The sequence below is a fragment of the Streptomyces sp. NPDC047002 genome (genome assembly GCF_040704505.1).
GTDB lineage: Bacteria > Actinomycetota > Actinomycetes > Streptomycetales > Streptomycetaceae > Streptomyces.
In genome coordinates this window covers 138,581-161,951 of record NZ_JBEYWC010000014.1, presented here as the reverse complement: position 1 = coordinate 161,951, position 23,371 = coordinate 138,581, and the positions used below count along the sequence as shown (strand labels likewise).

17 protein-coding genes are annotated in these 23,371 nt (G+C 73.7%); 8 read left to right on the top strand and 9 right to left on the bottom strand.

Annotated elements, in window-relative coordinates; all coding sequences use genetic code 11:
* The first annotated feature begins 96 nt into the window (after positions 1-96).
* The 3 genes from AB0910_RS16160 to AB0910_RS16150 all read left to right on the top strand — a co-directional run bounded on the left by AB0910_RS16160 (position 97) and on the right by AB0910_RS16150 (position 1,911).
* Positions 97-1,032 (top strand): sugar phosphate isomerase/epimerase, encoded by a 936-nt coding sequence (locus AB0910_RS16160; RefSeq protein WP_366745219.1) that lies wholly within the window; start codon positions 97-99, stop codon positions 1,030-1,032.
* Between the two features lie 352 nt (positions 1,033-1,384).
* Positions 1,385-1,582, top strand: coding sequence for a MerR family transcriptional regulator (locus AB0910_RS16155; protein ID WP_345644049.1), 198 nt, complete (start codon positions 1,385-1,387; stop codon positions 1,580-1,582).
* A 110-nt stretch (positions 1,583-1,692) separates the two neighbouring features.
* On the top strand, positions 1,693-1,911 hold the full coding sequence (locus AB0910_RS16150; protein ID WP_366745218.1) for a heavy-metal-associated domain-containing protein: 219 nt from the start codon (positions 1,693-1,695) through the stop codon (positions 1,909-1,911).
* Between the two features lie 453 nt (positions 1,912-2,364).
* On the opposite strand, the gene AB0910_RS16145 is transcribed toward AB0910_RS16150, so the two are convergent.
* From AB0910_RS16145 to AB0910_RS16125, 5 genes are all read right to left on the bottom strand, one after another.
* On the bottom strand, positions 2,365-3,678 hold the full coding sequence (locus tag AB0910_RS16145) for a citrate synthase (protein ID WP_366745217.1): 1,314 nt from the start codon (positions 3,676-3,678) through the stop codon (positions 2,365-2,367).
* Between the two features lie 120 nt (positions 3,679-3,798).
* Positions 3,799-6,084 carry an ATP-dependent RecD-like DNA helicase gene (locus AB0910_RS16140; RefSeq protein ID WP_366745216.1) on the bottom strand — a complete coding sequence of 762 codons (2,286 nt, stop codon included), beginning with the start codon at positions 6,082-6,084 and terminating at the stop codon, positions 3,799-3,801.
* Positions 6,085-6,199: 115 nt separating this feature from the next.
* The gene (locus AB0910_RS16135; RefSeq protein WP_366745235.1) at positions 6,200-6,997 is read right to left on the bottom strand and encodes a sugar phosphate isomerase/epimerase family protein; all 798 of its coding nucleotides are present in this window, start codon (positions 6,995-6,997) and stop codon (positions 6,200-6,202) included.
* A gap of 44 nt (positions 6,998-7,041) precedes the next feature.
* Entirely contained in the window at positions 7,042-8,217 is a 1,176-nt protein-coding gene (locus tag AB0910_RS16130) for a dihydrodipicolinate synthase family protein (RefSeq protein WP_366745215.1), read from the bottom strand.
* Positions 8,214-9,365, bottom strand: a complete 1,152-nt coding sequence (locus AB0910_RS16125; protein ID WP_366745214.1) for a Gfo/Idh/MocA family oxidoreductase — start codon at positions 9,363-9,365, stop codon at positions 8,214-8,216. Before AB0910_RS16125 ends, AB0910_RS16130 begins: the two co-directional genes overlap by 4 nt.
* Positions 9,366-9,505: 140 nt before the next feature.
* On the opposite strand from AB0910_RS16125, the gene AB0910_RS16120 reads away from it, so the two are divergent.
* Together AB0910_RS16120 and AB0910_RS16115 are read left to right on the top strand one after the other, a co-directional pair.
* Entirely contained in the window at positions 9,506-10,591 is a 1,086-nt protein-coding gene (locus AB0910_RS16120) for a LacI family DNA-binding transcriptional regulator (protein ID WP_366745213.1), read from the top strand.
* Between the two features lie 172 nt (positions 10,592-10,763).
* Positions 10,764-11,579: a sugar phosphate isomerase/epimerase family protein gene (locus AB0910_RS16115; RefSeq protein ID WP_366745212.1), complete on the top strand. Its 816-nt coding sequence runs from the start codon at positions 10,764-10,766 to the stop codon at positions 11,577-11,579.
* Between the two features lie 126 nt (positions 11,580-11,705).
* Here AB0910_RS16115 and AB0910_RS16110 read toward each other — a convergent pair whose 3' ends face one another.
* On the bottom strand, positions 11,706-13,157 hold the full coding sequence (locus AB0910_RS16110; RefSeq protein WP_366745211.1) for a S28 family serine protease: 1,452 nt from the start codon (positions 13,155-13,157) through the stop codon (positions 11,706-11,708).
* A gap of 131 nt (positions 13,158-13,288) precedes the next feature.
* Positions 13,289-17,113, bottom strand: a complete 3,825-nt coding sequence (locus AB0910_RS16105; protein WP_366745210.1) for an ABC transporter ATP-binding protein — start codon at positions 17,111-17,113, stop codon at positions 13,289-13,291.
* Positions 17,114-17,659: 546 nt separating this feature from the next.
* On the opposite strand from AB0910_RS16105, the gene AB0910_RS16100 reads away from it, so the two are divergent.
* The 3 genes from AB0910_RS16100 to AB0910_RS16090 all read left to right on the top strand — a co-directional run bounded on the left by AB0910_RS16100 (position 17,660) and on the right by AB0910_RS16090 (position 21,266).
* The gene (locus AB0910_RS16100; protein ID WP_366745209.1) at positions 17,660-18,838 is read left to right on the top strand and encodes a methyltransferase domain-containing protein; all 1,179 of its coding nucleotides are present in this window, start codon (positions 17,660-17,662) and stop codon (positions 18,836-18,838) included.
* A gap of 363 nt (positions 18,839-19,201) precedes the next feature.
* Entirely contained in the window at positions 19,202-20,359 is a 1,158-nt protein-coding gene (locus AB0910_RS16095) for an acyl-CoA dehydrogenase family protein (RefSeq protein ID WP_366745208.1), read from the top strand.
* A 31-nt stretch (positions 20,360-20,390) separates the two neighbouring features.
* The gene (locus tag AB0910_RS16090) at positions 20,391-21,266 is read left to right on the top strand and encodes an acyl-CoA thioesterase II (protein ID WP_366745207.1); all 876 of its coding nucleotides are present in this window, start codon (positions 20,391-20,393) and stop codon (positions 21,264-21,266) included.
* A 97-nt stretch (positions 21,267-21,363) separates the two neighbouring features.
* Here AB0910_RS16090 and AB0910_RS16085 read toward each other — a convergent pair whose 3' ends face one another.
* Positions 21,364-22,149, bottom strand: a complete 786-nt coding sequence (locus tag AB0910_RS16085; RefSeq protein ID WP_366745206.1) for a phosphatase — start codon at positions 22,147-22,149, stop codon at positions 21,364-21,366.
* Positions 22,150-22,633: 484 nt separating this feature from the next.
* Entirely contained in the window at positions 22,634-23,371 is a 738-nt protein-coding gene (locus AB0910_RS16080; RefSeq protein WP_366745205.1) for a TetR/AcrR family transcriptional regulator, read from the bottom strand.

The window sequence follows — 23,371 nt, the reverse complement described above, 5'->3', positions numbered from 1 at the left end:
CTGTCTACTGCGCCGCGCGAAGCCCTGTCAACGCTATGTCCGGACATTCGGACGTTGTCTTGACACTGCTTCGCGGCGGCCGGGAAGCTGACCGCCATGGCCTCATCAGCGCCCTCGTCACCGCCGCCGCAGCCGCCGTCGTCGTCGCGCATCCGAGTGGGCTCGGCCCCCGACTCGTGGGGCGTCTGGTTCCCCGACGACCCGCGCCAGGTGCCGTGGCGGCGCTTCCTCGACGAGGTCGCGGAGGCGGGGTACGAGTGGATCGAGCTGGGCCCCTACGGCTATCTGCCGAGCGAGCCCGCGCGGCTGCTCGACGAGACGGCCGGCCGGGGCCTGCGGGTCTCGGCGGGCACGGTCTTCACCGGGCTGCACCACGGCCCCGGCGTCTGGGACGCCACCTGGGAGCACGTGGCGTCGGTCGCCGCCCTCGCGCGGGCCGCTGGCGCCGAGCACCTCGTCGTCATCCCCGCGTTCTGGCGGGACGACAAGACGGGCGAGGTCGTCGAGGACCGGACGCTGACGGCCGCGCAGTGGCGGGACCTCACGTCCCTGACCGAGCGCCTCGGCCGCGAGGTGCGGGAGCGGTACGGGCTGCGCACCGTCTTCCACCCGCACGCCGACACCCATGTGGACACCCCAGAGCACGTGGCGCGCTTCCTCGACGCCACGGACTCCGACGCGGTGTCGCTCTGCCTGGACACCGGGCACTACGCGTACTGCGGCGGCGACAGCGTCGAGCTGATCGAGGCGTACGGCGAGCGGCTCGGCTATCTGCATCTGAAGCAGGTGGACACCCGGGTGCTCGCGCAGGTGGCGGCGGAGGGGCTGCCGTTCGGGCCCGCCGTGGCGCGGGGCGTGATGTGCGAGCCGCCGGGCGGGGTGCCCGCGCTGGAGCCGGTGCTCGCGGCGGCGGGGCGGCTCGGCGTCGACCTGTTCGCGATCGTGGAGCAGGACATGTACCCGTGCGAGCCTGACCGGCCGCTGCCGGTCGCCCGCAGGACCCGGCGCTTCCTGCGCGGCTGCGGGGTCTGACCGCACGGGCCTCCGGCTCCGTTTCCCTCCGGCGACGGGCGGCGGGCCCCCGCGCCCGCCGCCGTCAGCGCGCGTCCCCGCGCTTCACTACAAGGGTTTCCCTTTCGCCACAAGAGTTGACGTTCGCGGACTTCCACCCCAGAGAACCGTTTCTGTCACAAAAGTTGATCATTGGTCACGGATATCTCCGTTACACGGGTTTCGGGCCACAGGCGCGTGACAGGCATCGACACCCCGTCACTCTGCGCAGCTGAATGGGCACAGGCTCGGTGATCCACGAGCCGATCGCACCGCGGACCCCCCGGCGGCCGTCAGGACCGCCGCCGCGGTGCGCGCAGGGAGGCGCCTCACCATGACCGACACCGGACTCTGGTCCTACAAGGAGATCGCCGCGCACATCCGCGTGCAGCCGGACACCGTCCGCTCGTACCGCAAGCACGGCCTCCTTCCGTCGCCCGACCACGTGGAGAACGGCAAGCCGTACTGGTTCGCGGACACGATCCGCGCCTGGGTGGCGAACCGCCCGGGCAACCGGGGACGGCGGGGCTGACCGCGCCGGGCCGGCCGCACGCCCCCCCCCGATCGGCCGGGCAGTCGGCCCTATACCCCCTAGGGGTACAGTGGGGACACCCTGCCACCACGTTCGTCCGGGAGGACGCCATGAGCAACGTCATCACCGTCTACCAGGTCACGGGCATGAGCTGCGGCCACTGCGAGGGCGCGGTCGCCGAGGAGATCTCCGGGATCGAGGGCGTCCTGTCCGTCGAGGCCGCCGCGGACACCGGCAAGGTGACGGTGACGTCGGCGAGCCCGCTCGACGAGGGCGCCGTACGCGCCGCGGTCGACGAGGCCGGGTACGAGCTCGCGGCCCGCCCCTGACCGGCCCCGCGCCCGCCGGCGGCGGCCGCCACCTGGAGACATGACCAGGTCTTTACCGTTGCCTGTCCTTCACATGGGGCACGAGTCCTTCACAGCGAGACCTAGATCACATAGATTTATGGGTAACCATTCGAGCAGCTCGTGTGTCATAGAGGACGATGCCATTGAACGTCTTGGGGGACGTTCACGAGATGTCTTGGGGGACATCTCGGGCAAGGCGCTAGACCGGGGACGTGCACCGGGGAGCTTGAGCGGCCCTCCCGTACGTACCCCGGTCGAACCGCACACGTAGCCGCACCTGGTTACGGCATACGCCCGGCCCGGATCCCGTGGGGGGAATCCGCTCCGGGGATATGGAAAGCGCCCCGCCTACCGACCCGTGGGGGGATCGGTGGCGGGGCGCTTTTCGCGTCTCCCGACCCGCGCTCGGCGGGTCCGGCTCAGCGGGTCCGCTCAGCGGGCCTCGACCGGCACGAAGTCGCGCTCGACCGCGCCCGTGTAGATCTGCCGCGGACGGCCGATGCGGGAGCCGGGCTCCTTGATCATCTCGGTCCACTGGGCGATCCAGCCGGGCAGCCTGCCGATGGCGAACAGGACCGTGAACATCTCGGTCGGGAAGCCCATGGCCCGGTAGATCAGGCCGGTGTAGAAGTCGACGTTCGGGTAGAGCTTGCGCTCGACGAAGTAGTCGTCCGCGAGGGCGTGCTCCTCCAGCTTGAGCGCGATGTCGAGCAGCTCGTCCGACTTGCCGAGGGCCGAGAGGACGTCGTGCGCCGCCGCCTTGATGATCTTCGCCCGGGGGTCGAAGTTCTTGTAGACGCGGTGGCCGAAGCCCATCAGCTTGACGCCGTCCTCCTTGTTCTTCACCTTGCGGATGAAGGTGTCGACGTCGCTGCCGCTGGCCTGGATGCCTTCCAGCATCTCCAGCACGGACTGGTTGGCGCCGCCGTGCAGGGGGCCCCAGAGGGCGTTGATGCCGGCGGAGATCGAGGCGAACATGTTCGCCTGCGAGGAGCCCACGAGGCGCACGGTGGACGTGGAACAGTTCTGCTCGTGGTCCGCGTGCAGGATGAACAGCTTGTCCAGGGCGGAGACGACGACCGGGTCGAGGTCGTACTCCTGGGCCGGGACGGAGAAGGTCATCCGCAGGAAGTTCTCGACGTACCCGAGGTCGTTGCGCGGGTAGACGAAGGGGTGCCCGACGGACTTCTTGTACGCGTACGCGGCGATCGTCGGCAGCTTGGCGAGCAGCCGGATCGTCGAGAGGTCGCGCTGGCGCTCGTCGAACGGGTTGTGGCTGTCCTGGTAGAACGTCGACAGCGCGCTGACCACGGAGGACAGCATCGCCATCGGGTGGGCGTCCTTGGGGAAGCCGTCGTAGAACCGCTTGACGTCCTCGTGGAGCAGCGTGTGCCGGGTGATCTCGCTCTTGAACGCGGCGAGCTGGTCGACGGTGGGCAGCTCACCGTGGATCAGCAGGTACGCCACCTCGACGAAGCTGGACCGCTCGGCCAGCTGCTCGATGGGGTAGCCGCGGTACCGCAGGATGCCCTGCTCGCCGTCCAGGTAGGTGATCGCGGACTGGTAGGCGGCCGTGTTGCCGTAACCGCTGTCCAGGGTCACCAGACCGGTCTGATTGCGGAGCTTGCCGATGTCGAAGCCCTTGTCACCGACGGTGCTGTCGATCACCGGGTAGGTGTACTCGCCATCGCCGTACCGAAGTACTACCGCGTCGTTGTCGCGTTTCTCGCTCACGTCATCCCTCACCGACGTAGTGCCTCTTCTTCGAGGTGCCCTGATGTCTCTACCATCCCCCATTTGGCGCAGGAAGGTGCACTCGGGGTCGACCATTGGGCTCATTGGCGGCACTCAGTGCCGCCAACCTCCTCATCCTGCCCCCTTCGCCCCGGTTCCGGAAGTCCTACGTGATGTTTCATACCCCGACGCTCCGAGGGCGAGGCGGTGGTCGAGCGCGGTGAAGCGGCGGCCGGCCGACACGGCACGCACGGCCTGCCCGATCGCCTGCCGCGAGCCCACGAGGACGACGAGCCGCTTGGCCCGGGTGACCGCCGTGTACAGCAGATTGCGCTGGAGCATCATCCAGGCGCTCCTGGTCACGGGGATGACGACGGCCGGGTACTCGCTGCCCTGGGAGCGGTGGATGGTGACCGCGTACGCGTGGGACAGCTCGTCCAGCTCGTCGAAGTCGTACGGCACCTCCTCGTCCTCGTCGGTGAGCACGGTCAGCCGCTGGTCCTCCTGGCTCAGGGCGGTGACGACGCCGACGGTGCCGTTGAAGACTCCGTTGCGCCCCTTCTCGTAGTTGTTCCTGATCTGCGTGACCTTGTCGCCCACGCGGAAGACCCGGCCACCGGCGCGCCGCTCGGGCAGGTCGGGGCGCGCGGGCGTGATGGCCTGCTGGAGCAGCCCGTTGAGCACGCCGGCGCCCGCGGGGCCGCGGTGCATCGGGGCGAGCACCTGCACGTCCCTGCGCGGGTCGAGGCCGAACTTCGCGGGGATGCGGCGCGCCGCCACGTCCACGGCGAGGCGGCCCGCGTCCTCCGTCTCCTCGGCGACGAACAGGAAGAAGTCGTCGAGCCCCTGGGTGACGGGCGGCCTGCCCTCGTTGATCCGGTGCGCGTTGGTGACGACGCCGGACTGCTGGGCCTGGCGGAAGATCCGGGTGAGCCGCACGCGCGGCACGGGTCCGCCCTCGGCGAGCAGATCGCGCAGCACCTCGCCCGCGCCCACCGAGGGCAGCTGGTCCACATCGCCGACGAGCAGCAGGTGGGCGCCGGGCGGCACGGCCTTCACCAGCTTGTTGGCGAGCAGCAGGTCCAGCATGGACGCCTCGTCCACCACCACGAGGTCCGCGTCGAGCGGGCGGTCCGCGTCGTACGCCGCGTCGCCGCCCGGCTTGAGTTCGAGCAGCCGGTGCACGGTGGAGGCCTCGGCGCCCGTCAGCTCGGCGAGCCGCTTCGCCGCCCGGCCGGTCGGGGCGGCGAGCACCACGGTGGCGCCCCGGGCGCGTGCCAGCTCCACCACCGAGCGCACGGTGAACGACTTGCCGCAGCCGGGGCCGCCGGTCAGGACGGCCACCTTCTCCGTCAGCGCGAGCCGCACCGCCTGCTCCTGCTCGGGGGCGAGGGAGGCGCCCGTGTGCCCGGAGAGCCAGCGCAGCGCCCTGTCCCAGTCCACGTCGCGGAAGGCCGGCATGCGGTCCTCCTGGGCACGCAGCAGGCGGCGCAGCCGCCCGGCGAGCGACAGCTCTGCGCGGTGGAAGGGGACGAGGTAGACGGCGGTGACGTCCTCGCCGTCCGGTCCGGGCACCCGCTCGCGCACCACGCCCTCCTCGTCAGCGGCGAGCTCGGCGAGGCACTCGATGACGAGCCCCGTGTCGACCTGGAGCAGCTTGACGCCGTCCGCGATCAGCTGGTCCTCGGGCAGGAAGCAGTGCCCCTGGTCGGTGGATTGCGACAGCGCGTACTGGAGCCCCGCCCTGACCCGCTCGGGGCTGTCGTGCGGGATCCCCACGGACTGGGCGATCCGGTCCGCGGTGAGGAAGCCGATGCCCCACACGTCGGCGGCGAGGCGGTAGGGCTCCTCGCGGACGACGGTGATCGACGCGTCCCCGTACTTCTTGTAGATGCGCACGGCGATGGAGGTGGAGACGCCGACGCCCTGGAGGAAGACCATGACCTCCTTGATGGCCTTCTGCTCCTCCCAGGCGTCGGCGATCTTCCTGGTGCGCTTGGGGCCGAGCCCCGGCACCTCGATCAGCCGCCTCGGGTCCTGCTCGATGACGTCGAGGGTGTCGAGGCCGAAGTGGCTCACGATGCGGTCGGCGAAGACCGGTCCGATGCCCTTGACGAGCCCGGAGCCCAGGTAGCGGCGGATGCCCTGGATCGTGGCGGGCAGGGTGACGCGGTAGTTGTCGACGGTGAACTGCCTGCCGTACTGCGGGTGGGAGCCCCAGCGGCCCTCCATGCGCAGCGACTCGCCCGGCTGGGCGCCGAGCAGCGCCCCGACGACGGTCAGCAGGTCGCCGCCGCGCCCGGTGTCGACGCGTGCGACGGTGTAGCCGGTCTCCTCGCTGGCGAACGTGATCCGTTCCAGTACCCCTTCGAGGACGGCGAGGCCCTGCGGGGTGGTCTGCTGGGGCGTACGGGGCATGCCCAGACGCTACCGCCGCGCTCGGACGGCCCTGTGCCCCCGGGCCCCGCGGGATGCGGGGCCCGGGGGGCGCGGGGCCCGGGGGGCGCGGGGCCCGGGGCCCGGGGCGTGGTGCTCAGAGCGCGTGCCGCACGTAGCGGCGGGCCACGTCCGCGAGGAGTTCCGCTCCGTCGCGCCGCCACAGCTCGTCGTTGAACAGCTCCACCTCGATCGGGCCCCGGTAGCCCGCGGCGTCCACCCGCTCGCGCCAGCCCCGCAGGTCCACCGCGCCGTCCCCGATCAGGCCGCGGCCGTTGAGCACGCCCGCGGGCAGCGGGGTGACCCAGTCGGCGAGCTGGAAGGAGTGGATCCTGCCCGCCGGCCCGGCGCGCGCCACGGCGTCGGGGGCCCGGTCGTCCCACCAGATGTGGTAGGTGTCCACGACCACACCGACCTGCTCCGCGGGGAAGCGCTCCGCGAGCGCGAGCGCCTGGTCGAGCGTGGAGACCACGCACCGGTCCGAGGCGAACATCGGGTGCAGCGGCTCGATCGCGAGCCGCACACCGCGCTCCCCCGCGTACGGGGCGAGTTCGGCGAGGGCGTCCGCGATGCGCTCCCTGGCGGCGCCGAGGTCCCGCTCGCCCGCGGGCAGCCCGCCGGAGACCAGCACCAGGGTGTCGGTGCCGAGGGCGGCGCACTCGTCGACAGCGGCCCGGTTGTCGGCGAGCGCCGCGGCCCGCTCGCCCGGGTCGACCGCGGTGAGGAAGCCGCCCCTGCACAGGGTGGTGACGCGCAGCCCCGCGTCCCGCACGAGCCGCGCCGCGGCCGCGACCCCGTACTCCTGCACGGGCGCGCGCCACAGCCCGACGCCGGGCACGCCCGACCGCACGCAGGCCTCGGTGAGCTCGGGCAGCGAGAGCTGCTTGACGGTCATCTGGTTGACGCTGAAGCGGCTCAGGTCGCCGGCCACGCGCGCGCTCACTCCCCCACCCCGTACACGGCGAGCAGGCTCCGCATCCTGGCGGCGGCCAGCGCGGGGTCGGGGAACAGGCCGAGCGCGTCGGCGAGTTCGTACGCCCGCGCCAGGTGCGGCAGGGAGCGCGCCGACTGCTGGTGCCCCGCCATCGCGAAGTGGCCCTGGTGCCCGGCCAGCCAGGCGAGGAGGACCACGCCCGTCTTGTAGAACCGGGTGGGCGCCTCGAACAGGTGGCGGGACAGCCCGACGCTCGGGTCGAGCAGCTCCCCGAAGCCCTTGGCGTCGCCGGTGTCGAGCACCCGCAGCGCCGCGGCCGCCAGCGGCGCGAGGGGGTCGAAGACGCCCAGCAGGGCGTGGCTGAAGCCCTGTTCGTCCCCGGCGATCAGCTCCGGGTAGTGGAAGTCGTCGCCGGTGTAGCAGCGCACGCCGTCCGGCAGGCGGCGGCGCACGGCGACCTCGCGCCCGGCGTCGAGCAGGGAGATCTTGACGCCGTCGACCTTGTCGGGGTGGTCCGCGATCACGTCGAGGAACGTGGCGGTGGCCGCGTCCAGGTCGGTGCTGCCCCAGTAGCCGTCGAGCGCGGGGTCGAACATCGGCCCGAGCCAGTGCAGGACCACCGGCCGGTCGGCCTGGCGCAGCAGATGGGCGTAGGTCTCCCGGTAGGTGTCGGGGCCCTCGGCCACGGCGGCGAGGGCGCGCGAGGCCATCAGGACGGCCTGCGCCCCGGTCTCCTCGACGAGCGCGAGCTGCTCCTCGTACGCGGCCCGCACCTCGGCCAGGGAGTGGGCGCCGGGGGCGAGCTGGTCGGTGCCGACGCCGCAGGCGATACGGCCGCCGACGGCCCGCGCCTCGGCGGCCGAGCGGCGGATCAGCTCGGCGGCGCCCGCCCAGTCGAGGCCCATGCCGCGCTGCGCGGTGTCCATGGCCTCGGCGACGCCGAGTCCGTGCGCCCACAGGTGGCGGCGGAAGGCGAGGGTGGCGTCCCAGTCGAGCGCCGCCGACCCGTCCGGGGTCGTGTCGGCGTACGGGTCGGCGACGACGTGCGCCGCGGCGAGGACCGTACGGGAGGCGGCGGGCGCGCCCCCCGCGGCCGCGGCGAGGAACGCGGCGGGCTCTGCGCGGTGGGTGTAGGGCCTGAGTCCGCCGCCCGCCACGGGCAGCAGCAGCCGGGCGCTCACAGGCTCAGCTCCGGCACGTCGAGGCGGCGGCCCTCCGCGTGGGAGCGCAGGCCGAGTTGGGCGAGCTGCACGCCGCGCGCGCCGGCCAGCAGGTCCCAGGCGAACGGCTCGTCGAGCGCGACATGGCGCAGGAACAGCTCCCACTCGGCCTTGAAGCCGTTGTCGAACCCGGTGTTGTCGGGGACCTCCTGCCACTGCGCGCGGAAGTCGTAGGTGGCGGGCAGGTCGGGGTTCCACACCGGCTTCGGGGTGGTGCCGCGGTGCTGCGCGCGGCAGGTGCGCAGGCCGGCGACGGCCGAGCCGTGGGTGCCGTCGACCTGGAACTCGACCAGTTCGTCGCGGTTGACCCGCACCGCCCAGGAGGAGTTGATCTGCGCGACGGCGCCGCCCTCCAGCTGGAAGATGCCGTATGCGGCATCGTCGGCCGTCGCCTCGTACGTCCTGCCCTGCTCGTCCACGCGCTGCGGGATGTGCGTGGCGACGTGCGCCTGGACGGAGGTGACGCGGCCGAAGAGGTCGTGCAGCACGTACTCCCAGTGCGGGAACATGTCGACGGTGATGCCGCCGCCGTCCTGCGCGCGGTAGTTCCAGGAGGGGCGCTGGGCCTCCTGCCAGTCACCCTCGAAGACCCAGTAGCCGAACTCGCCGCGCACGGAGAGGATCCGGCCGAAGAAGCCGCCGTCGACGAGACGCTTCAGCTTCAGCAGGCCCGGCAGGAAGATCTTGTCCTGCACGACGCCGTGCTTGACGCCCGCCGCGGTGGCGAGGCGCGCGAGGTCGAGCGCGCCGTCGAGGTCGGTCGCGGTGGGCTTCTCGACGTAGATGTGCTTGCCCGCGGCGACGGCCTTCTTGACGGCCTCGACGCGCGCCGAGGTGACCTGCGCGTCGAAGTAGACCTCGACGCTGTCGTCGGCGAGCACCGCGTCGAGGTCGGTGGACCACTCGGTCAGGCCGTGGCGCCCCGCGATCTCCCGCAGCGCGTGCTCGCGGCGGCCGACGAGCACCGGCTCGGGCCACAGGGTCTCGCCGCCACCCAGGTCGAGGCCGCCCTGCTCTCTCAGCGCCAGCACGGAGCGCACCAGGTGCTGCCGGTAGCCCATCCGTCCCGTGACGCCGTTCATGGCGATCCTGACTGTTCTGCGTCCCACGAGGTTCCCTCCACCCACACGTAGCAAGCGCTTTCTACCGTGAGGAAAGCTAACCTGCTCCGGGGCCCCGGACAAGGGCGGCGCCGGGATCGGCTGCCCGGCGGGCGCCAGGGGCGGCGCGGACACGGCGGAGGAGAGCGATGACAGTGACCCTGGCGGATGTGGCGGCACGCGCCGGGGTGTCGCCCGCCACCGTCTCCCGCGTGCTGAACGGCAACTACCCGGTGGCCGCGGCGACCAGGGACCGGGTGCTGCGCGCCGTCGACGACCTGGACTACGTGCTCAACGGCCCGGCGAGCTCGCTCGCCGCCGCCACCTCCGACCTGGTGGGCATCCTCGTCAACGACATCGCCGACCCCTTCTTCGGCATCATGGCGGGCGCGGCCCAGACGGAGATCGCGGGCCAGGAGGCGGCGGGCGGGCCGGGCCGCACCGGCGGCGAGAAGCTCGCGGTGGTGTGCAACACCGGCGGGTCGCCCGAGCGCGAACTGACCTATCTCACCCTGCTCCAGCGCCAGCGCGCGGCGGCGGTGATCCTCACCGGCGGCGCGCTGGAGGACGCGGAGCACGGCGCGGCCATGGCGGCGAAGCTGGGGCGGCTCGCCGCGGCCGGGACCCGGGTGGTGCTGTGCGGCCGCCCGCCGCTGCCCGGCGGCGACCCCGCGCTCGCCGCCCTCGCCTTCGACGACCGGGGCGGCGGGCGGCGCCTGACGGAGCATCTGCTGGCGCTCGGGCACCGCGCGATCGGCTATGTGGCGGGCCCGCGGGAGCGCACCACCACCCGCCACCGCCTCGACGGCCACCGCGCCGCGCTACTGGCCGCAGGGGCGCGGGGCGCGGGCGACGCCGCCGCGCAGGACCGGCTCACCCTGCACGGCCCGTACACCCGCGGCTCCGGCTACGAGGCCACCCTCGAACTGCTGCGCAGGGAGCCCGGCCTGACCGCGGTCGTGGCGGCCAACGACACGGTCGCGCTCGGCGCCTGCGCGGCCGTGCGCGACCAGGGGCTGCGCATCCCGCAGGACGTGTCGGTCGCGGGCTTCGACGACCTGCCGTTCTCGGTGGACGCGGTGCCCGCGCTGACGACCGTGCGCCTGCCGCTCCAGGCGGCGGGGGCGCGCGCCGGGCGGCTCGCGATGGGCACGGAGGCGCCGCCGCCCGGCGGGATCGCGACGATCCCCGCCGAGCTGATGGTCCGGGCGTCGACGGCGCCGCCGCGCGGCTGAACCGGGCCCCACACGACAGCGGGGTGCGGGCGTGCGTCCGCGCGGGGTGCGTGCCGCACGCGGGCCGCGATCCGCACGGTTCCCCGCGGCGTCGAGGGGCAGGCTGGGGCGTGCGGGGTCCGTGTGCAGGCCCCCGCGGCGCGGACGAGGACCAAGAGGGAGGAACACACTCGTGAAGCTGGCCTTCTCGACCCTGGGGGTGCCCGGCATGCCGGTCCCCGACGTGGTCGCACTCGCGGCGTCGGCGGGCTACCGGGGGGTGGAGCTGCGCGCGCACCGGGAGGAGCCCGTGCACCCGGGCCTCGGCGCCGCCGAACGCGCCGCCGTGGTAGAGGAGTTCGCCCGCGCGGGCGTGGAGATCCTCGCGGTCGCGGGATACGCGAGGGCCGCCGACCTCACGGTCTCGGACAGCGCTTTCGACCAGGAGCTCGACGGCCTGCTGCGGCTCGCCCACGACCTGGGGGCCCGGTACGTGCGGGTGTTCCCCGGCGCGGGCGACACGCCGGGCCCCGAGGCGGACGCCGCGGCCGCCAGGCGGCTCGGCCTCGCGGCCGAGACCGCGGGCGACCTCGGGGTGCGCATCCTGCTGGAGACACACGACTCGCACCGCACGGGCCGGGAGGCGGAGCGCGTGGTGGCCGCGGTGGGCCATCCGCGGGTCGGTGTGCTGTGGGACGTGATGCACACCTGGCTGGGCGGCGAGACGCCCGATGCCACCCGCGCCGCCCTCGGCCCCTACCTGGGATACGTGCAGGTCAAAGACATCGCCTCGCGCGAGGACACCACACCGCTCGCGCTCGGCGCCGGAGTGCTGCCGCTGGCCGCGTGCCTCGGCGGCCTCTCCCCCGCCACCCTGCCCGACGGCACGCCGCCCGAGGATTTCTGGGTGTGCTGGGAGTACGAGAAGCGGTGGTACGCGGACGCGCCGCCGCTGCCCCCGCTGCTGGCCGCGGGGCGCGAGCACCTTGAGGCGCTGCGCACGGCCTGAGGACGCCCCGCGCGACCGTGCCCGCCGCCTGTCTGCCGGGGCGGCGGGCGCGCGGTGCGCGGTGCGGTGCCGCGGCGGCCGTACGGCCGGGCCCCGGCCCGTACGCGGCGGGCCGGGGCCGCCGGGCTACGGCAGTGTCGCGGGCCCCCGGGTCAGCGGCCGCTCGTCCAGCCGCTTGTCGAACGGTGCGAGCGGCCTCGCCTTGGTCTCGTCCCGCTGGACCGTCGGGGAGGCGACGCCCGCCCAGGCGAGGATGCGCGCCGTCGCCCTGGCCTTCTGGGCGGGCACGAGGCCCGCGACGTCCGCGCCGTGGTTGGCGCCCGGCGCCGTGAAGACGTAGCTGTCGTGCGAGCCCTGTCCGACGCGGAAGCGCTCGGAGCCCCACGGGTCGTTCTGCCCGTACACGAACAGCATGTGGTCGGCGTGGTGGCGCACCCAGCCGTCCACGTCCGGCATCGCCGACGGGTCGAAGCGCATCGGGATCGAGCGCGGCACGAAGTGGCGCGGCGGCTGGTAGCCGTAGCGGCTGAGGCCGCCGAGCCAGGGCTGCCTGATGTCGGGCGAACCGAGCTGGGTGCCCGCCTGGTAGTAGTACGGCGTGTACGTGGCGAGCCCCTGGTCGGTGTAGGCGGAGAAGCCGGAGATCGCGTCGACGCTGTCGTAGATCTGCTGGTCCGTGGCGGCCCCTGCGTCGGCGGGCAGGGAGTCGCAGTCGGAGACCAGGCTGTACTGCCAGAACGCCCACACGTAGTCGAGCACGACCGCCTCGTACGCCTTGTCGAGACCGCCGACCGTGTCGAAGGTGTAGCCGCCCGCGCGGGCCCAGTCGGCGTACCTCGCCTCAAGGGGAGCGCGCCGGATCAGGGCCTCGCGCTGCACGGACTCGACGCGCTCGCGGCACGCGGGGGTGCCGACGGTCGCGAGGAAGCGGTCGTACGCCGAGTCCTCCGCGTTGACCACGTCGTTCGGCGCCACGTACGCGACGACGCCGTCCATGTCGCGCGGGTAGAAGCGCTCGTAGTAGGTGGCGGTCATGCCGCCCTTGGAGCCGCCGGTCGCCAGCCAGTGCTTCGGGTAGATCTTCTTGAGCGCTGCGAAGACGCGGTGCTGGTCGCTCGCCGCCTGCCAGATGTCCAGCTTCTTCCAGTCGGCGGGCTCGGGCCGCGACGGGGTGAAGTAGCGGTACTCCAGGGAGACCTGGTTGCCGTCGACGATCTGCGCCGGCTCGCTGCGGCTCGGCGTGGTGGAGACGTTGTAGCCGCCGGTGAAGAAGACCGTGGGCCGGTCGACTCCCTTGTGCAGCAGGGTGATCCGCTGCTCGAAGGTGCCGCGCGACGGGTGGCGGTGGTCGACGGGCTGGGTGTAGCCGAGGACGAAGTAGCGGTAGCCGTCGACCGGCTTCTCCTGGAGGAGGCTCATGCCGGGGATCGCGAGGATGCGGTCCTCGATGTCCGTGCCGGGCCCCGCGGGGGCGGCGGCCACGTCGGTGTGCGGTTGCGCGGCGTCGGCCGCGCCTGCCGTGCCGAGCGCGCCTATCAGCAGCGCGAGACCCAGCAGCCATCTGAGCGCCTTGCCCATTCACACTCCCTCGTGTTCATGACAGACGCAGCGACAGTACGGGGACCGGCGGGCGGCCCGCCAGGCCCCGGGTCCTTTCGGGGAGCCGAACCACCCGGCCGGCTCCCCGCACGCTCCCCGCGCCGGCGCGCTCACGCCACGGCGGGCTCCTCCTCGCCGACGAAGCTGCGCCACAGGCGCGCGTACCGGCCGCCGAGGGCGAGCAACTCCTCGTGGGTGCCGTCCTCGGCGACCCTGCCGTGGTCCATCACGACCACCCGGTCGGCGCGCGCGGCCGTGGTCAGCCGGTGCGCCACCACCAGCGTCGTACGGCGTCCCGTCAGCCGCTCCGTCGCCTGGTTGACGGCCGCCTCGCTCGCCAGGTCGAGCGCGGCGGTGGCCTCGTCGAGCAGCAGCACGTCCGGGTCGACGAGCTCGGCCCTGGCGAGCGCGATCAGCTGGCGCTGGCCCGCGGAGAGGTTGCGGCCGCGCTCGGCGACCCGGTGCAGATAGCCGCCGTCGAGCGTGGCGATCATGTCGTGCGCGCCGACCGCGCGCGCCGCCGACTCGACCTCGGCGTCGCTCGCGCCGGGGCGGCCGTACGCGATGGCGTCGCGGACCGTGCCGGGGAAGAGGTACGCCTCCTGCGGCACCACGCCGAGCCGGTGGCGGTAGCCGGCGAGATCGAGGTCGCGCAGGTCCTCGCCGTCCACGGTGACCCGCCCGCCTGTCGGGTCGTAGTACCGCGCGACCATCTTGACGAGCGTGGACTTGCCCGCACCCGTCTCGCCGACGAAGGCGACCGTCTGGCCCGCGGGGATGCGCAGGTCCACCGCGCTCAGCGCGGCCTCCGCGCGCGCGGCGCCCGGCGCCGCGCCCTCCTGCGCCTCGCCGCCCACGCTGTCGGCCGCGTAGTGGAAGTCGACGCCCTCGAAGGCGATCTCGCCGCGCAGCGAGCGCACCGGGCGCGGGTGCTCGGCCGGGGGCGTGGACGTCGGCTCGCGCAGCAGCTCCTGGATGCGGGTGAGCGAGACCGTGGCCTGCTGGTAGCCGTCGAAGACCTGCGAGAGCTGCTGCACCGGCGCGAAGAACAGGTCGATGTAGAGCAGGTAGGCGACGAGCGCGCCGGTGGTGAGCGTCCCGTCCTGGATGCGGCCCGCGCCGACGATCAGCACGGCGGCCGCGGCGAGGGACGAGAGGAACTGCACGAACGGGAAGTACACGGAGATCAGCCACTGGCCGCGGGTGCGGGCCTGAAGGTAGTGCCTGCTGCGCCCGGCGAACCGCTGCCCGCCGTCGCGCTCGCGCCGGAACGCCTGCACGATCCTCAGGCCCGACACGGTCTCCTGGAGGTCCGCGTTGACCACGCCGATCCGCTCGCGGGCCAGCGTGTACGCCCGCACGCTCTTGCGGCGGAAGACGTACGTGCCGACGACGAGCGCGGGCAGCGTCGCGAACACCACGAGCGCCAGCTGCACGTCGATGACCAGCAGCACCACCAGGATGCCGAGGAAGGTGATCGCCGAGACCAGCGCGGTGACCAGGCCCGTCTGGAGGAACGTCGACAGGGCGTCCACGTCCGTGGTCATCCTGGTCATGATCCGGCCGGTCAGCTCGCGCTCGTAGTAGTCGAGCCCGAGCCGCTGGAGCTGGGCGAAGATCTTCAGCCGCAGCGCGTACAGCACCCGCTCGCCCGTCCTGCCGGTCATCCGGGCCTCGCCGATCTGCGCGGCCCACTGGGCGAGCGCGACGAGCAGGCCGAGCCCGGCCGCCGTCCACACCGCGCCGGTCGCGACCCGGTCGACGCCCTGGTCGATGCCGTGCCGCACCAGCACGGGCAGCAGCAGGCCCATTCCGGCGTCCGCCGCGACGAACAGCAGGCTCGCCGTGAGGGCGCCGCCGAACCCGTGCAGCAGCCTGCGCAGGCCGTACGAGTCCTCGGGGCGCACCGCGCGGTCCTCGTCCACCTCCGGCTCGTCCACGGCGGGCGGCAGCGCGGCGACCTGCGCGAGCAGCTCTGGGGTGGCGCCGGCGCCACCCGCATCGCCCTCAGCGCCCACAGCGAGTGCCTCGTCCCGTGCCCACAGCGTGGGCGTGATGCCGCGCTCGGCGTCGAACCCGGCGTCGAACTCCGCGTCGATGCCCGCGCGGGCGGCCTCCTCGCACGCGGCGCTGCGCTCGGCCTGGGGGCGCCGCTCGGCCCCGGGCGCGGGCACCGCCGTCTCGAAACCGGGCTCGGCGGGCGCGTCGCCGAGCTCGTCCGGGTCGGTGAGCAGCCTGCGGTAGAGCGGTGAGCGGCGCTGGAGCTCGTCGTGGGTGCCGATGTCGGCGAGCCGCCCGCCGTCGAGGACGGCGATCCGGTCGGCGAGGCCGAGGGTGGAGCGCCGGTGCGCGATGAGCAGGGTCGTACGGCCCGCCATCACGCCGCGCAACGCCTCGTGGATCTCGTGCTCGACGCGGGCGTCCACCGCGGAGGTGGCGTCGTCGAGCACGAGCAGCCGCGGGTCGGTGAGGATCGCGCGGGCGAGCGCGACGCGCTGGCGCTGGCCGCCCGAGAGGGTGAGGCCCTGCTCGCCGACCTTGGTGTCGTACCCCTCGGGCAGCGCGGCGATGAAGCAGTCGGCCTGCGCGAGGCGGGCGGCGCGCTCCACGTCCTCGCGGGTGGCGTCGGGGCGCCCGTAGGCGATGTTGGCGGCGACGGAGTCGGAGAACAGGAAGCTGTCCTCCGGCACCAGGCCGATCGCGGAGCGCAGCGACGCGTACGTCAGCTCGCGCACGTCGCGGCCGCCGACGAGGACGGCGCCGTGCGCCACGTCGTAGAAGCGCGGCAGCAGCAGGGACGCGGTGGACTTGCCGCTGCCGGACGAGCCGACGAGGGCGACGGTCTCGCCGGGCTCGACGCGCAGCGAGAAGCCGTCGAGCACGGGCCTGCCCTCCTGGTAGGCGAAGGTGACGTCGTCGAACTCGACGGATGCCTCGGCGTCGGCCGGCAGCTCCTTGGTGCCCTCGGCCATCAGGGGCTCGGTGTCGATCAGTTCGAGTACGCGCTCGACGCCCGCGCGGGCCTGCTGCCCCACGGTCAGCACGACGGCGAGGCTGCGGACCGGCCCGACGAGCTGCGCGAGGTACGTGGAGAACGCGACGAACGTGCCGAGCGTGATCGTGCCCCGGGTGGCGAGCCAGCCGCCGAGCGCCAGCATCGCGACCTGGCCGAGGGACGGCACGGCCTGGAGCGCGGGCGTGTAGCGGGCGTTCAGCTTGACCGTGCGCAGCCGGCCGGCGAACAGCTTCCTGCCGATCGCGCGCAGCTTCCCCGTCTCCTGGTCCTCCTGCCCGAAGCCCTTGACGACGCGCACGCCGGTGACGGCGCCGTCCACGACGCCCGCGACGTCGGCCGCGCGCATCTGCGCGTACCAGGTGGCGGGGTGCAGCCGGGAGCGGCTGCGGCGGGCGATCGCGTAGACGGCGGGGGCGACGGCCAGCGCGACCAGGGTCAGCGGCGGCGAGAGCACGGCCATGATCACGAGGGAGACCACGAACAGCAGGATGTTGCCGATCGTCATGGGCAGCATGAACAGCAGCCCCTGGATCAGCTGGAGGTCGCTGGTGGCGCGGCCGATGACCTGCCCGGTGCTCAGCGCGTCCTGGCGCCGCCCGTCGAGGCGGGTGAGCGAGCCGTACATGTCGGTGCGCAGGTCGTGCTGGACGTCCAGCGCGAGCCTGCCGCCGTAGTAGCGGCGCAGCAGCGTCGCGACGTAGATGACGGCGGCCGAGGCGACCAGCAGGCCCGTCCACGTGGTGAGCGACCCGTGGTGCGAGCCGATCACGTCGTCGATGACGACCTTGGTGATCAGGGGGACGAAGGCCGTCACGCCCATGCCGGCGAACGAGGCGCCGAGCGACAGCACCACCCTGCGGCGGTACCGCCACGCGTAGCCCGTCAGCCGCCGTGCCCAGCTCTGTTTGCCCGCCGCCACTGGTGATGCGCCTCCTGTTGTCGTCGTCGCGCCGTACGGCCCGGCCGCGGGCCTCCCCCACCCGCGGCCGGCGGGCCCCGGCCATGCCTACCAGCCCCGTCTGCCGCGGGCACCAACGCCAAGCAACACAGAATTCATCCTTCCGCTTCCCGTCACCCCCAGAAGAACCCCAAGTCAGGACCAACGACCGACCCCCAGGGACCCCCGCCCTAGGCCCCGAGCCGCACACATGTCCGCCCCCGCGCACCGCGGCACCCCCGGCGCGGCCGGCGCACCGCCGGGAGCACGGCAGGGCCGGGAGCCCCCGCGCGAGCACCGGCCGCCCGGCGCCATCCGCCGGTTCCCTCTTTCGAGGACTGCCACGGCCCGCGGGAGCCGGGCATCCTGAGGCCCTGGGCTGCGGGGAGAGAGGGAGGACCATGGCGAAACACGAGAAGCCGCCGCAGGAGCCTGGCCAGGGCACTCCGCCACCGGGAAACAGCGACGGTCAGGTTCCGCCGCCACCGCCGTCGACCGGCAAGCGCAAGAAGTAGAGGGAGCGGGCGAATGGCCGGGAGGGGACAGATCGTGCCGGAGCTGGACAGGCTGGCCGGGGCGCTCGCCGAGCAGATGGCCGGGCGCGGGGACTGGCCGTCCCGCTCGCCGTGGATCCGCGCGGCCATGGAGGCACTGCCACGGCACCTGTTCGCTCCCGATCTGCTGTACCACTGGGACGGCCGCGCGTACGTGCCGGTCGACCGGCGTACGGACCCGGACGGCTGGACACGGCTGGTGTACGCGGATCCCGATACGGCAGCGGTCCCCCAGGTCACGAACGGGCTCCCCAGTTCGAGCCTGTCGTGTGCCGCGGTGGTGGCCGACATGCTGGACTCCCTCCTCCTTGAACCGGGACAGCGTGTCCTCGAACTGGGCACGGGCACCGGCTGGAACGCGGCGCTGCTGGCCCGCAGGGCGGGCCACGGCCGCGTCGCGAGCGTGGAGGTGGACGAGGGCTTGGCCGGCGCGGCGCGGGAGCGCGTCGAGGCCGCGGGCACGCCCGTCGACGTCCGTGTCGCGGACGGCGCGCTCGGCCTGCCGGAAGGCGCCCCGTACGACCGGGTCATCGCCACCTACGCCGTCCCGCGGGTCCCCTGGACCTGGGTCGAGCAGTGCGCCCCCGGCGGACGGATCGTCTTCCCGTGGGGCCCGCTCGGGCACGTCGCGCTGACCGTGGCCCCGGACGGCCGGTCCGCCTCGGGCCGGGTGCAGGGGCTCGCCCAGTTCATGTCGGCCCGCGGCGCCGAGGACCGGGCCCGGGACTACGCGGCCGTACGCGGGACCGGGCCCGCGGACGGCGAGCGGCCCGTCCACCGCGACCTGACGCCCCTGCACGAGGGGTACGGGCTCCGGTTCGCGCTCCGCGTCGCCGTCCCCGGCCTCCGGCTCACCACCGCGGTCGACGAGGACGGCGTCAACGCCTGGCTCCACGACGGCCACGGCTCATGGGCCTCCCTCACCGCGGAGCCCGACGGCACCACCACGGCCCGCCGAGGCGGGCCGCGCCGGCTGGCCGACGAGGTCGAGCACGCCTGGGACAGGTGGCGGGCGCTCGGCAGCCCGGGCCCGCGCGAGTACGGCATGACGGTGCACCAGGACCGGCAGTACGTCTGGTGCCTCGACCCGGCCACCGGCCCGCGCTGGCCCGTCGGCGACGGCGCACCGGCACAGCCGCGTCCCGCGCACTGAGCCCCGGCCGCGGTACGGCCCCGCCGAGGCGGGGCCGTACCGCGGCCGGCGGGCGGCGTGCCCAGGGCCTGTCTGACCATTCCCGTCGTCGCCCAAAGGACGGCCGCGCGGCGTCAGGTGCGTGCTCTCGGCGTGCCGGGCCTGGGCCCCACCGCGCGGTCCGGATGCCGGTCGCGGTCGTGTGAGGGCGCTCAGGCCGGGTCGGCCGCGGGGGCGGGGGCCGGCCTGGACACGCCTGCTGACCGCCCGGTAACTTGGGCTGAGCAAGCGCTTAGGGCTGTGCGTCGCCGCGTCGCACCGGCCGAGCCGCTCGCGCCCCGCGTTCCCGGAGGCGGCCCATCGCGCCGCAGAGGAGGCCCTGCCATGCGCCGTACGGTCTACAACGAGGACCACGAGTCGTTCCGCCAGACCCTCAGGGCCTTCATCGAGGGCGAGGTCGTCCCGCAGTACGAGGAGTGGCTGGCCGCGGGCCAGGCGCCGCGCGACTTCTACCGGAAGCTGGGCGAGCTGGGCGTCTTCGGCATCGAGGTGCCCGAGGAGTACGGCGGCGCCGGCATCGAGTCGTTCAAGTTCCAGGCCGTGATCTCCGAGGAGACCGCGCGCGCCGGCGTCGCGTTCGGCGGCTCCGGCGTGCATGTCGCGCTGTGCCTGCCGTATCTGAAGGCGTACGCCTCGGACGAGCAGATGAAGCGGTGGATGCCCGGCTTCGTCAGCGGCGACACCATGTTCGCCATCGCCATGACCGAGCCCGGCACCGGCTCCGACCTCGCGGGCATGAAGACCACGGCCAGGCTGTCCGACGACGGCACCCACTACGTGCTCAACGGCGCCAAGACCTTCATCACCGGCGGTGTGCACGCCGACCGCGTGATCGTCTGCGCCCGCACCGCGCCGCCGTCCGCGGACGACCGCCGCTTCGGCATCTCGCTGCTCGTCGTGGACACCGCGTCCGAGGGGTACGCGGTCGGCCGCAAGCTCGACAAGATCGGCCTCAAGACCTCCGACACGGCCGAGCTGTCCTTCACCGACGTCAAGGTCCCCGTCGCCGACCTGCTCGGCGAGGAGAACAAGGGCTTCTCCTACCTCGGCCAGAACCTGCCGCAGGAGCGCCTCGGCATCGCCTTCGGCGCGTACGCGCAGGCCGCCGCCGCGATCCGGTTCACCAAGCAGTACGTGCAGGACCGCACGGTCTTCGGCAAGTCCGTCGCGTCCTTCCAGAACACCAAGTTCGAGCTGGCCGCCTGCCAGGCCGAGGTGGACGCGGCCGAGGCCGTCGCCGACCGGGCCCTGGAGGCGCACGACCTGGGCGAGCTGACGGCCGCCGAGGCCGCGTCAGCCAAGCTGTTCTGCACCGAGGTCGCCAGTCGCGTCATCGACCGCTGCCTCCAGCTGCACGGCGGCTACGGCTACATGAACGAGTACCCGATCGCCCGTCTGTACGCCGACAACCGCGTCAACCGCATCTACGGCGGGACGAGCGAGGTCATGAAGATGATCATCGCCAAGTCCATGGGTCTGTGACCGGGCGCGCGTCCTGGGCGAGACTCCTGCCATGAACAGCGAACTCGACACCCTGCTCGGCCTGCTCGACCTGGAGCGGATCGAGGAGGACATCTTCAGGGGACGCAGCCACACGGCCGTCGTGCCGCGCGTCTTCGGCGGCCAGGTCGCCGCCCAGGCCCTGGTCGCCGCGGGCCGCACGGTGCAGGAGGACCGCGGGGCGCACTCGCTCCACGCGTACTTCCTGCGCCCCGGCGACCCGGGGGTGCCCATCGTCTACACGGTGGACCGCATCAGGGACGGTCGCTCGTTCACCACGCGCCGGGTGGTGGCCGTCCAGCACGGGCAGCCGATCTTCCACCTTTCGGCCTCCTTCCAGGTGCACGAGGAGGGGCTCGACCACCAGGCCCCGATGCCCGAGGCGCCCGACCCCGAGTCGCTGCCCTCGGGGGACGAGCGGCTCGCGCGCTACGCGGAGCAGTACCTCAGCCCCCAGGTCGCCGACCGGCTGCGCCAGACCCGCTCGGCCATCGACCTGCGGTATGTGCAGGAGCCGCCGTTCGCCACGGTCGGCCAGGTGCGCGAGGCGCGCTCCCAGGTGTGGTTCCGCACCTACGGCAAGCTCGCGGACGACCCGCTGCTGCACGTCTGCCTCGCGACGTACGCCTCCGACATGACGCTGCTCGACTCGGTCCTGCTGGCGCACGGGCGCGGCGGCTGGGCGGTCGGCGACATCGTCGGCGCGAGCCTTGACCACGCGATGTGGTTCCACCGGCCGTTCCGCGCCGACGAGTGGCTGCTGTACGACCAGGAGTCGCCGTCGTCGTCCGGCGGGCGCGGCCTCGGCCAGGCCCGCATCTGGACGCGGGACGGGCGGCTCGCCATCTCGGTGATCCAGGAGGGCGTGATGCGGGTCCCGCGCGGCTGACGCGGTCCCGCGGCCGGCGCACCCGATCCCGGCCGCGTGTGCCCGGCACGCGCCGCGCCGCGTCACGCGCCCCGCCACGTCAGGCGGACCGCCCGCGTCAGGCGGCGGACAGGCCCGCGGTGTGCAGCAGGTACGCCGTCATCGGGTCGTAGTGGCGCGGGCTCGTCACATGGTCGTCGAGCGGGATGGTGACCTGGAGCGTGCCCTCGGCCTCCGCGAGGAACAGCGCCGGGTCGTTGCAGTCCGCGTACCCCATCGCGTCGAGGCCGCGCTGGCCCGCGCACCCGGCCCAGCCGTGGTCGGCGACGACGAGGTCGGGCAGCGGCCTGCCCTCGCGCTCCAGGCTGTCGAGCACCGCCCGCATCGGCTCGGGCGAGTGGGTGTGCCAGAGCGTGGCCCCGCGCTCCAGCATCGTCACGTCCGCGAACTGGACGACCATGCCCTCGTCGGCGAACAGCCCCTCAGGGATCCGGACGATCTCGCAGCCCGCGGCGCGCAGCGCGTCCGCCGTCTGCCGGTGCACGTCGAGCAGCCCGCCGGGGTGGCCCGTGGCGAACAGCACCCGCTCCTTCGCCTCGGCCGCCTTGCGCAGCCGGCCCGCCATCCGGTCGAGGGCGTCGATGGTCAGCTCGGGGTCGATGGTGTCCTGCCCCGACCTGAACTGCGGGTCGTCGACGACGCCGCAGCGCTCCGCCATCACCGCGAGCACGTCCTGCTCGTCCGTCCACCGGTCGCCGAGCTCGATGCCCAGCCAGTAGTGGCGGTCGCCGTTGGCGAGTTTCCGGTAGTGGGAGAGGTTGTTGTCGCGGGGCGTCGCGACGTCCCCGGCGATGCGGGTCCTCACGAGGTGCTCGGCGAGCTCGGCGCGGCTGGGTATCGGCATGTGCCCCATTGTGCCGTCACCCGGCGCCGGGCCGCCGCCCGTCCCCGCGGTCGCGTGCGCAGCGCGCCGCTGGGTACCCTGCCCGCCGCAGATCTCACACTTTCCGGCGGTGTCATCGACGGCGCCGCGACTACCGGCTCTCCGCCGAGCGCGGGCACCCGCTGGTCCTCGCCTTCTGCCCGGGCGACAACAGCGCCGTGTGCACCCGGCGGATGTGCTCGCACTCCGGCGGCCTCGGACAGCGCACCGAGCTGGGGCCGCAGATGTGGGGCATCAGCCCGCAAGGCAGCCTGTCAGCAACATGAGGGCTTCGCGCGGGTCAACGGGCTGCGCTTCCCGCTGCTCGCCGACACCGACCGCGCCGTCGCGCGGGCCTTCGGGATCGCGGCGCCCGACCGGGCCTGACGCCGACGCGCCGGGAGCCGTGCGTCCGCGCATCCGTGCGCCGGGGGGTACGCCTCCGGATCCGGCCTGCCGCGCCCGGTCAGCCGCGCCCGGCCTCGCCGCCGACGCCCTCGGCCGGGCCGGTCCCGCCTGCCCCGGCCACCGGGGCCTGTCGCTCCCCCGGGTCCACCGGGTGGACGCCCGACACGCCGGAGGACGGTGCGGCGTCCGCGCGCGCGGGCCACGGCGCGAGCGAGGCGAAGGCGCCGTGCGCCAGCCTGCGCAGCAGCTCCGCCGTGCCCGCGCGGTCCGGCAGACCGTCCCGGTACGAGCTGAAGTGCGGGGTCGAGTTCAGCAGGCCGAACACCGCGTGCACGGCGGCGCGGGCCTCGGCCTCGGGCACCCGCCCGTACAGCTCCCGCACGACGCCGACCCACAGCTCCACGTACTGCCGCTGCAGCTGGCGCACCAGCCTGCGGTCGGTGTCCCGCAGCCGGTCGAGCTCGCGGTCGTGCAGCGTGATCAGCGGCCGGTCGTCGAGCGCGAAGTCGATGTGCCCCTCGATCAGCGAGGCGAGCACCGCGGCCGGGCCGCCGTCCGCCGCGGAAGCGGCGCGCCGCCTGCCGCCGTCGAGAAGGCGGCGGCTGATGCCCACGAGCAGCTCGGCGAGCATCGCGTCCTTGCCGGCGAAGTGCCGGTAGAGCCCGGGGCCGCTGATGCCGACCGCGGCGCCTATCTCGTCCACCCCCACGCCGTGGAACCCGCGCTCCGCGAAGAGGCGGGCCGCGTGCCTGAGGATCTGCTCCCTGCGGGTCGGTGCCGCCGTTCTGGTCGTCAT

Bases quoted from the DNA above. Each gene is read 5' to 3' on its own strand.
- AB0910_RS16160 (WP_366745219.1), top strand. From the start codon at position 97: ATGGCCTCATCAGCGCCCTCGTCACCGCCGCCGCAGCCGCCGTCGTCG.
- AB0910_RS16155 (WP_345644049.1), top strand. From the start codon at position 1,385: ATGACCGACACCGGACTCTGGTCCTACAAGGAGATCGCCGCGCACATC.
- AB0910_RS16150 (WP_366745218.1), top strand. From the start codon at position 1,693: ATGAGCAACGTCATCACCGTCTACCAGGTCACGGGCATGAGCTGCGGC.
- AB0910_RS16140 (WP_366745216.1), bottom strand. From the start codon at position 6,084: ATGCCCCGTACGCCCCAGCAGACCACCCCGCAGGGCCTCGCCGTCCTC.
- AB0910_RS16135 (WP_366745235.1), bottom strand. From the start codon at position 6,997: ATGACCGTCAAGCAGCTCTCGCTGCCCGAGCTCACCGAGGCCTGCGTG.
- AB0910_RS16120 (WP_366745213.1), top strand. From the start codon at position 9,506: ATGACAGTGACCCTGGCGGATGTGGCGGCACGCGCCGGGGTGTCGCCC.
- AB0910_RS16110 (WP_366745211.1), bottom strand. From the start codon at position 13,157: ATGGGCAAGGCGCTCAGATGGCTGCTGGGTCTCGCGCTGCTGATAGGC.
- AB0910_RS16100 (WP_366745209.1), top strand. From the start codon at position 17,660: ATGGCCGGGAGGGGACAGATCGTGCCGGAGCTGGACAGGCTGGCCGGG.
- AB0910_RS16095 (WP_366745208.1), top strand. From the start codon at position 19,202: ATGCGCCGTACGGTCTACAACGAGGACCACGAGTCGTTCCGCCAGACC.
- AB0910_RS16090 (WP_366745207.1), top strand. From the start codon at position 20,391: ATGAACAGCGAACTCGACACCCTGCTCGGCCTGCTCGACCTGGAGCGG.
- AB0910_RS16085 (WP_366745206.1), bottom strand. From the start codon at position 22,149: ATGCCGATACCCAGCCGCGCCGAGCTCGCCGAGCACCTCGTGAGGACC.
- AB0910_RS16080 (WP_366745205.1), bottom strand. From the start codon at position 23,371: ATGACGACCAGAACGGCGGCACCGACCCGCAGGGAGCAGATCCTCAGG.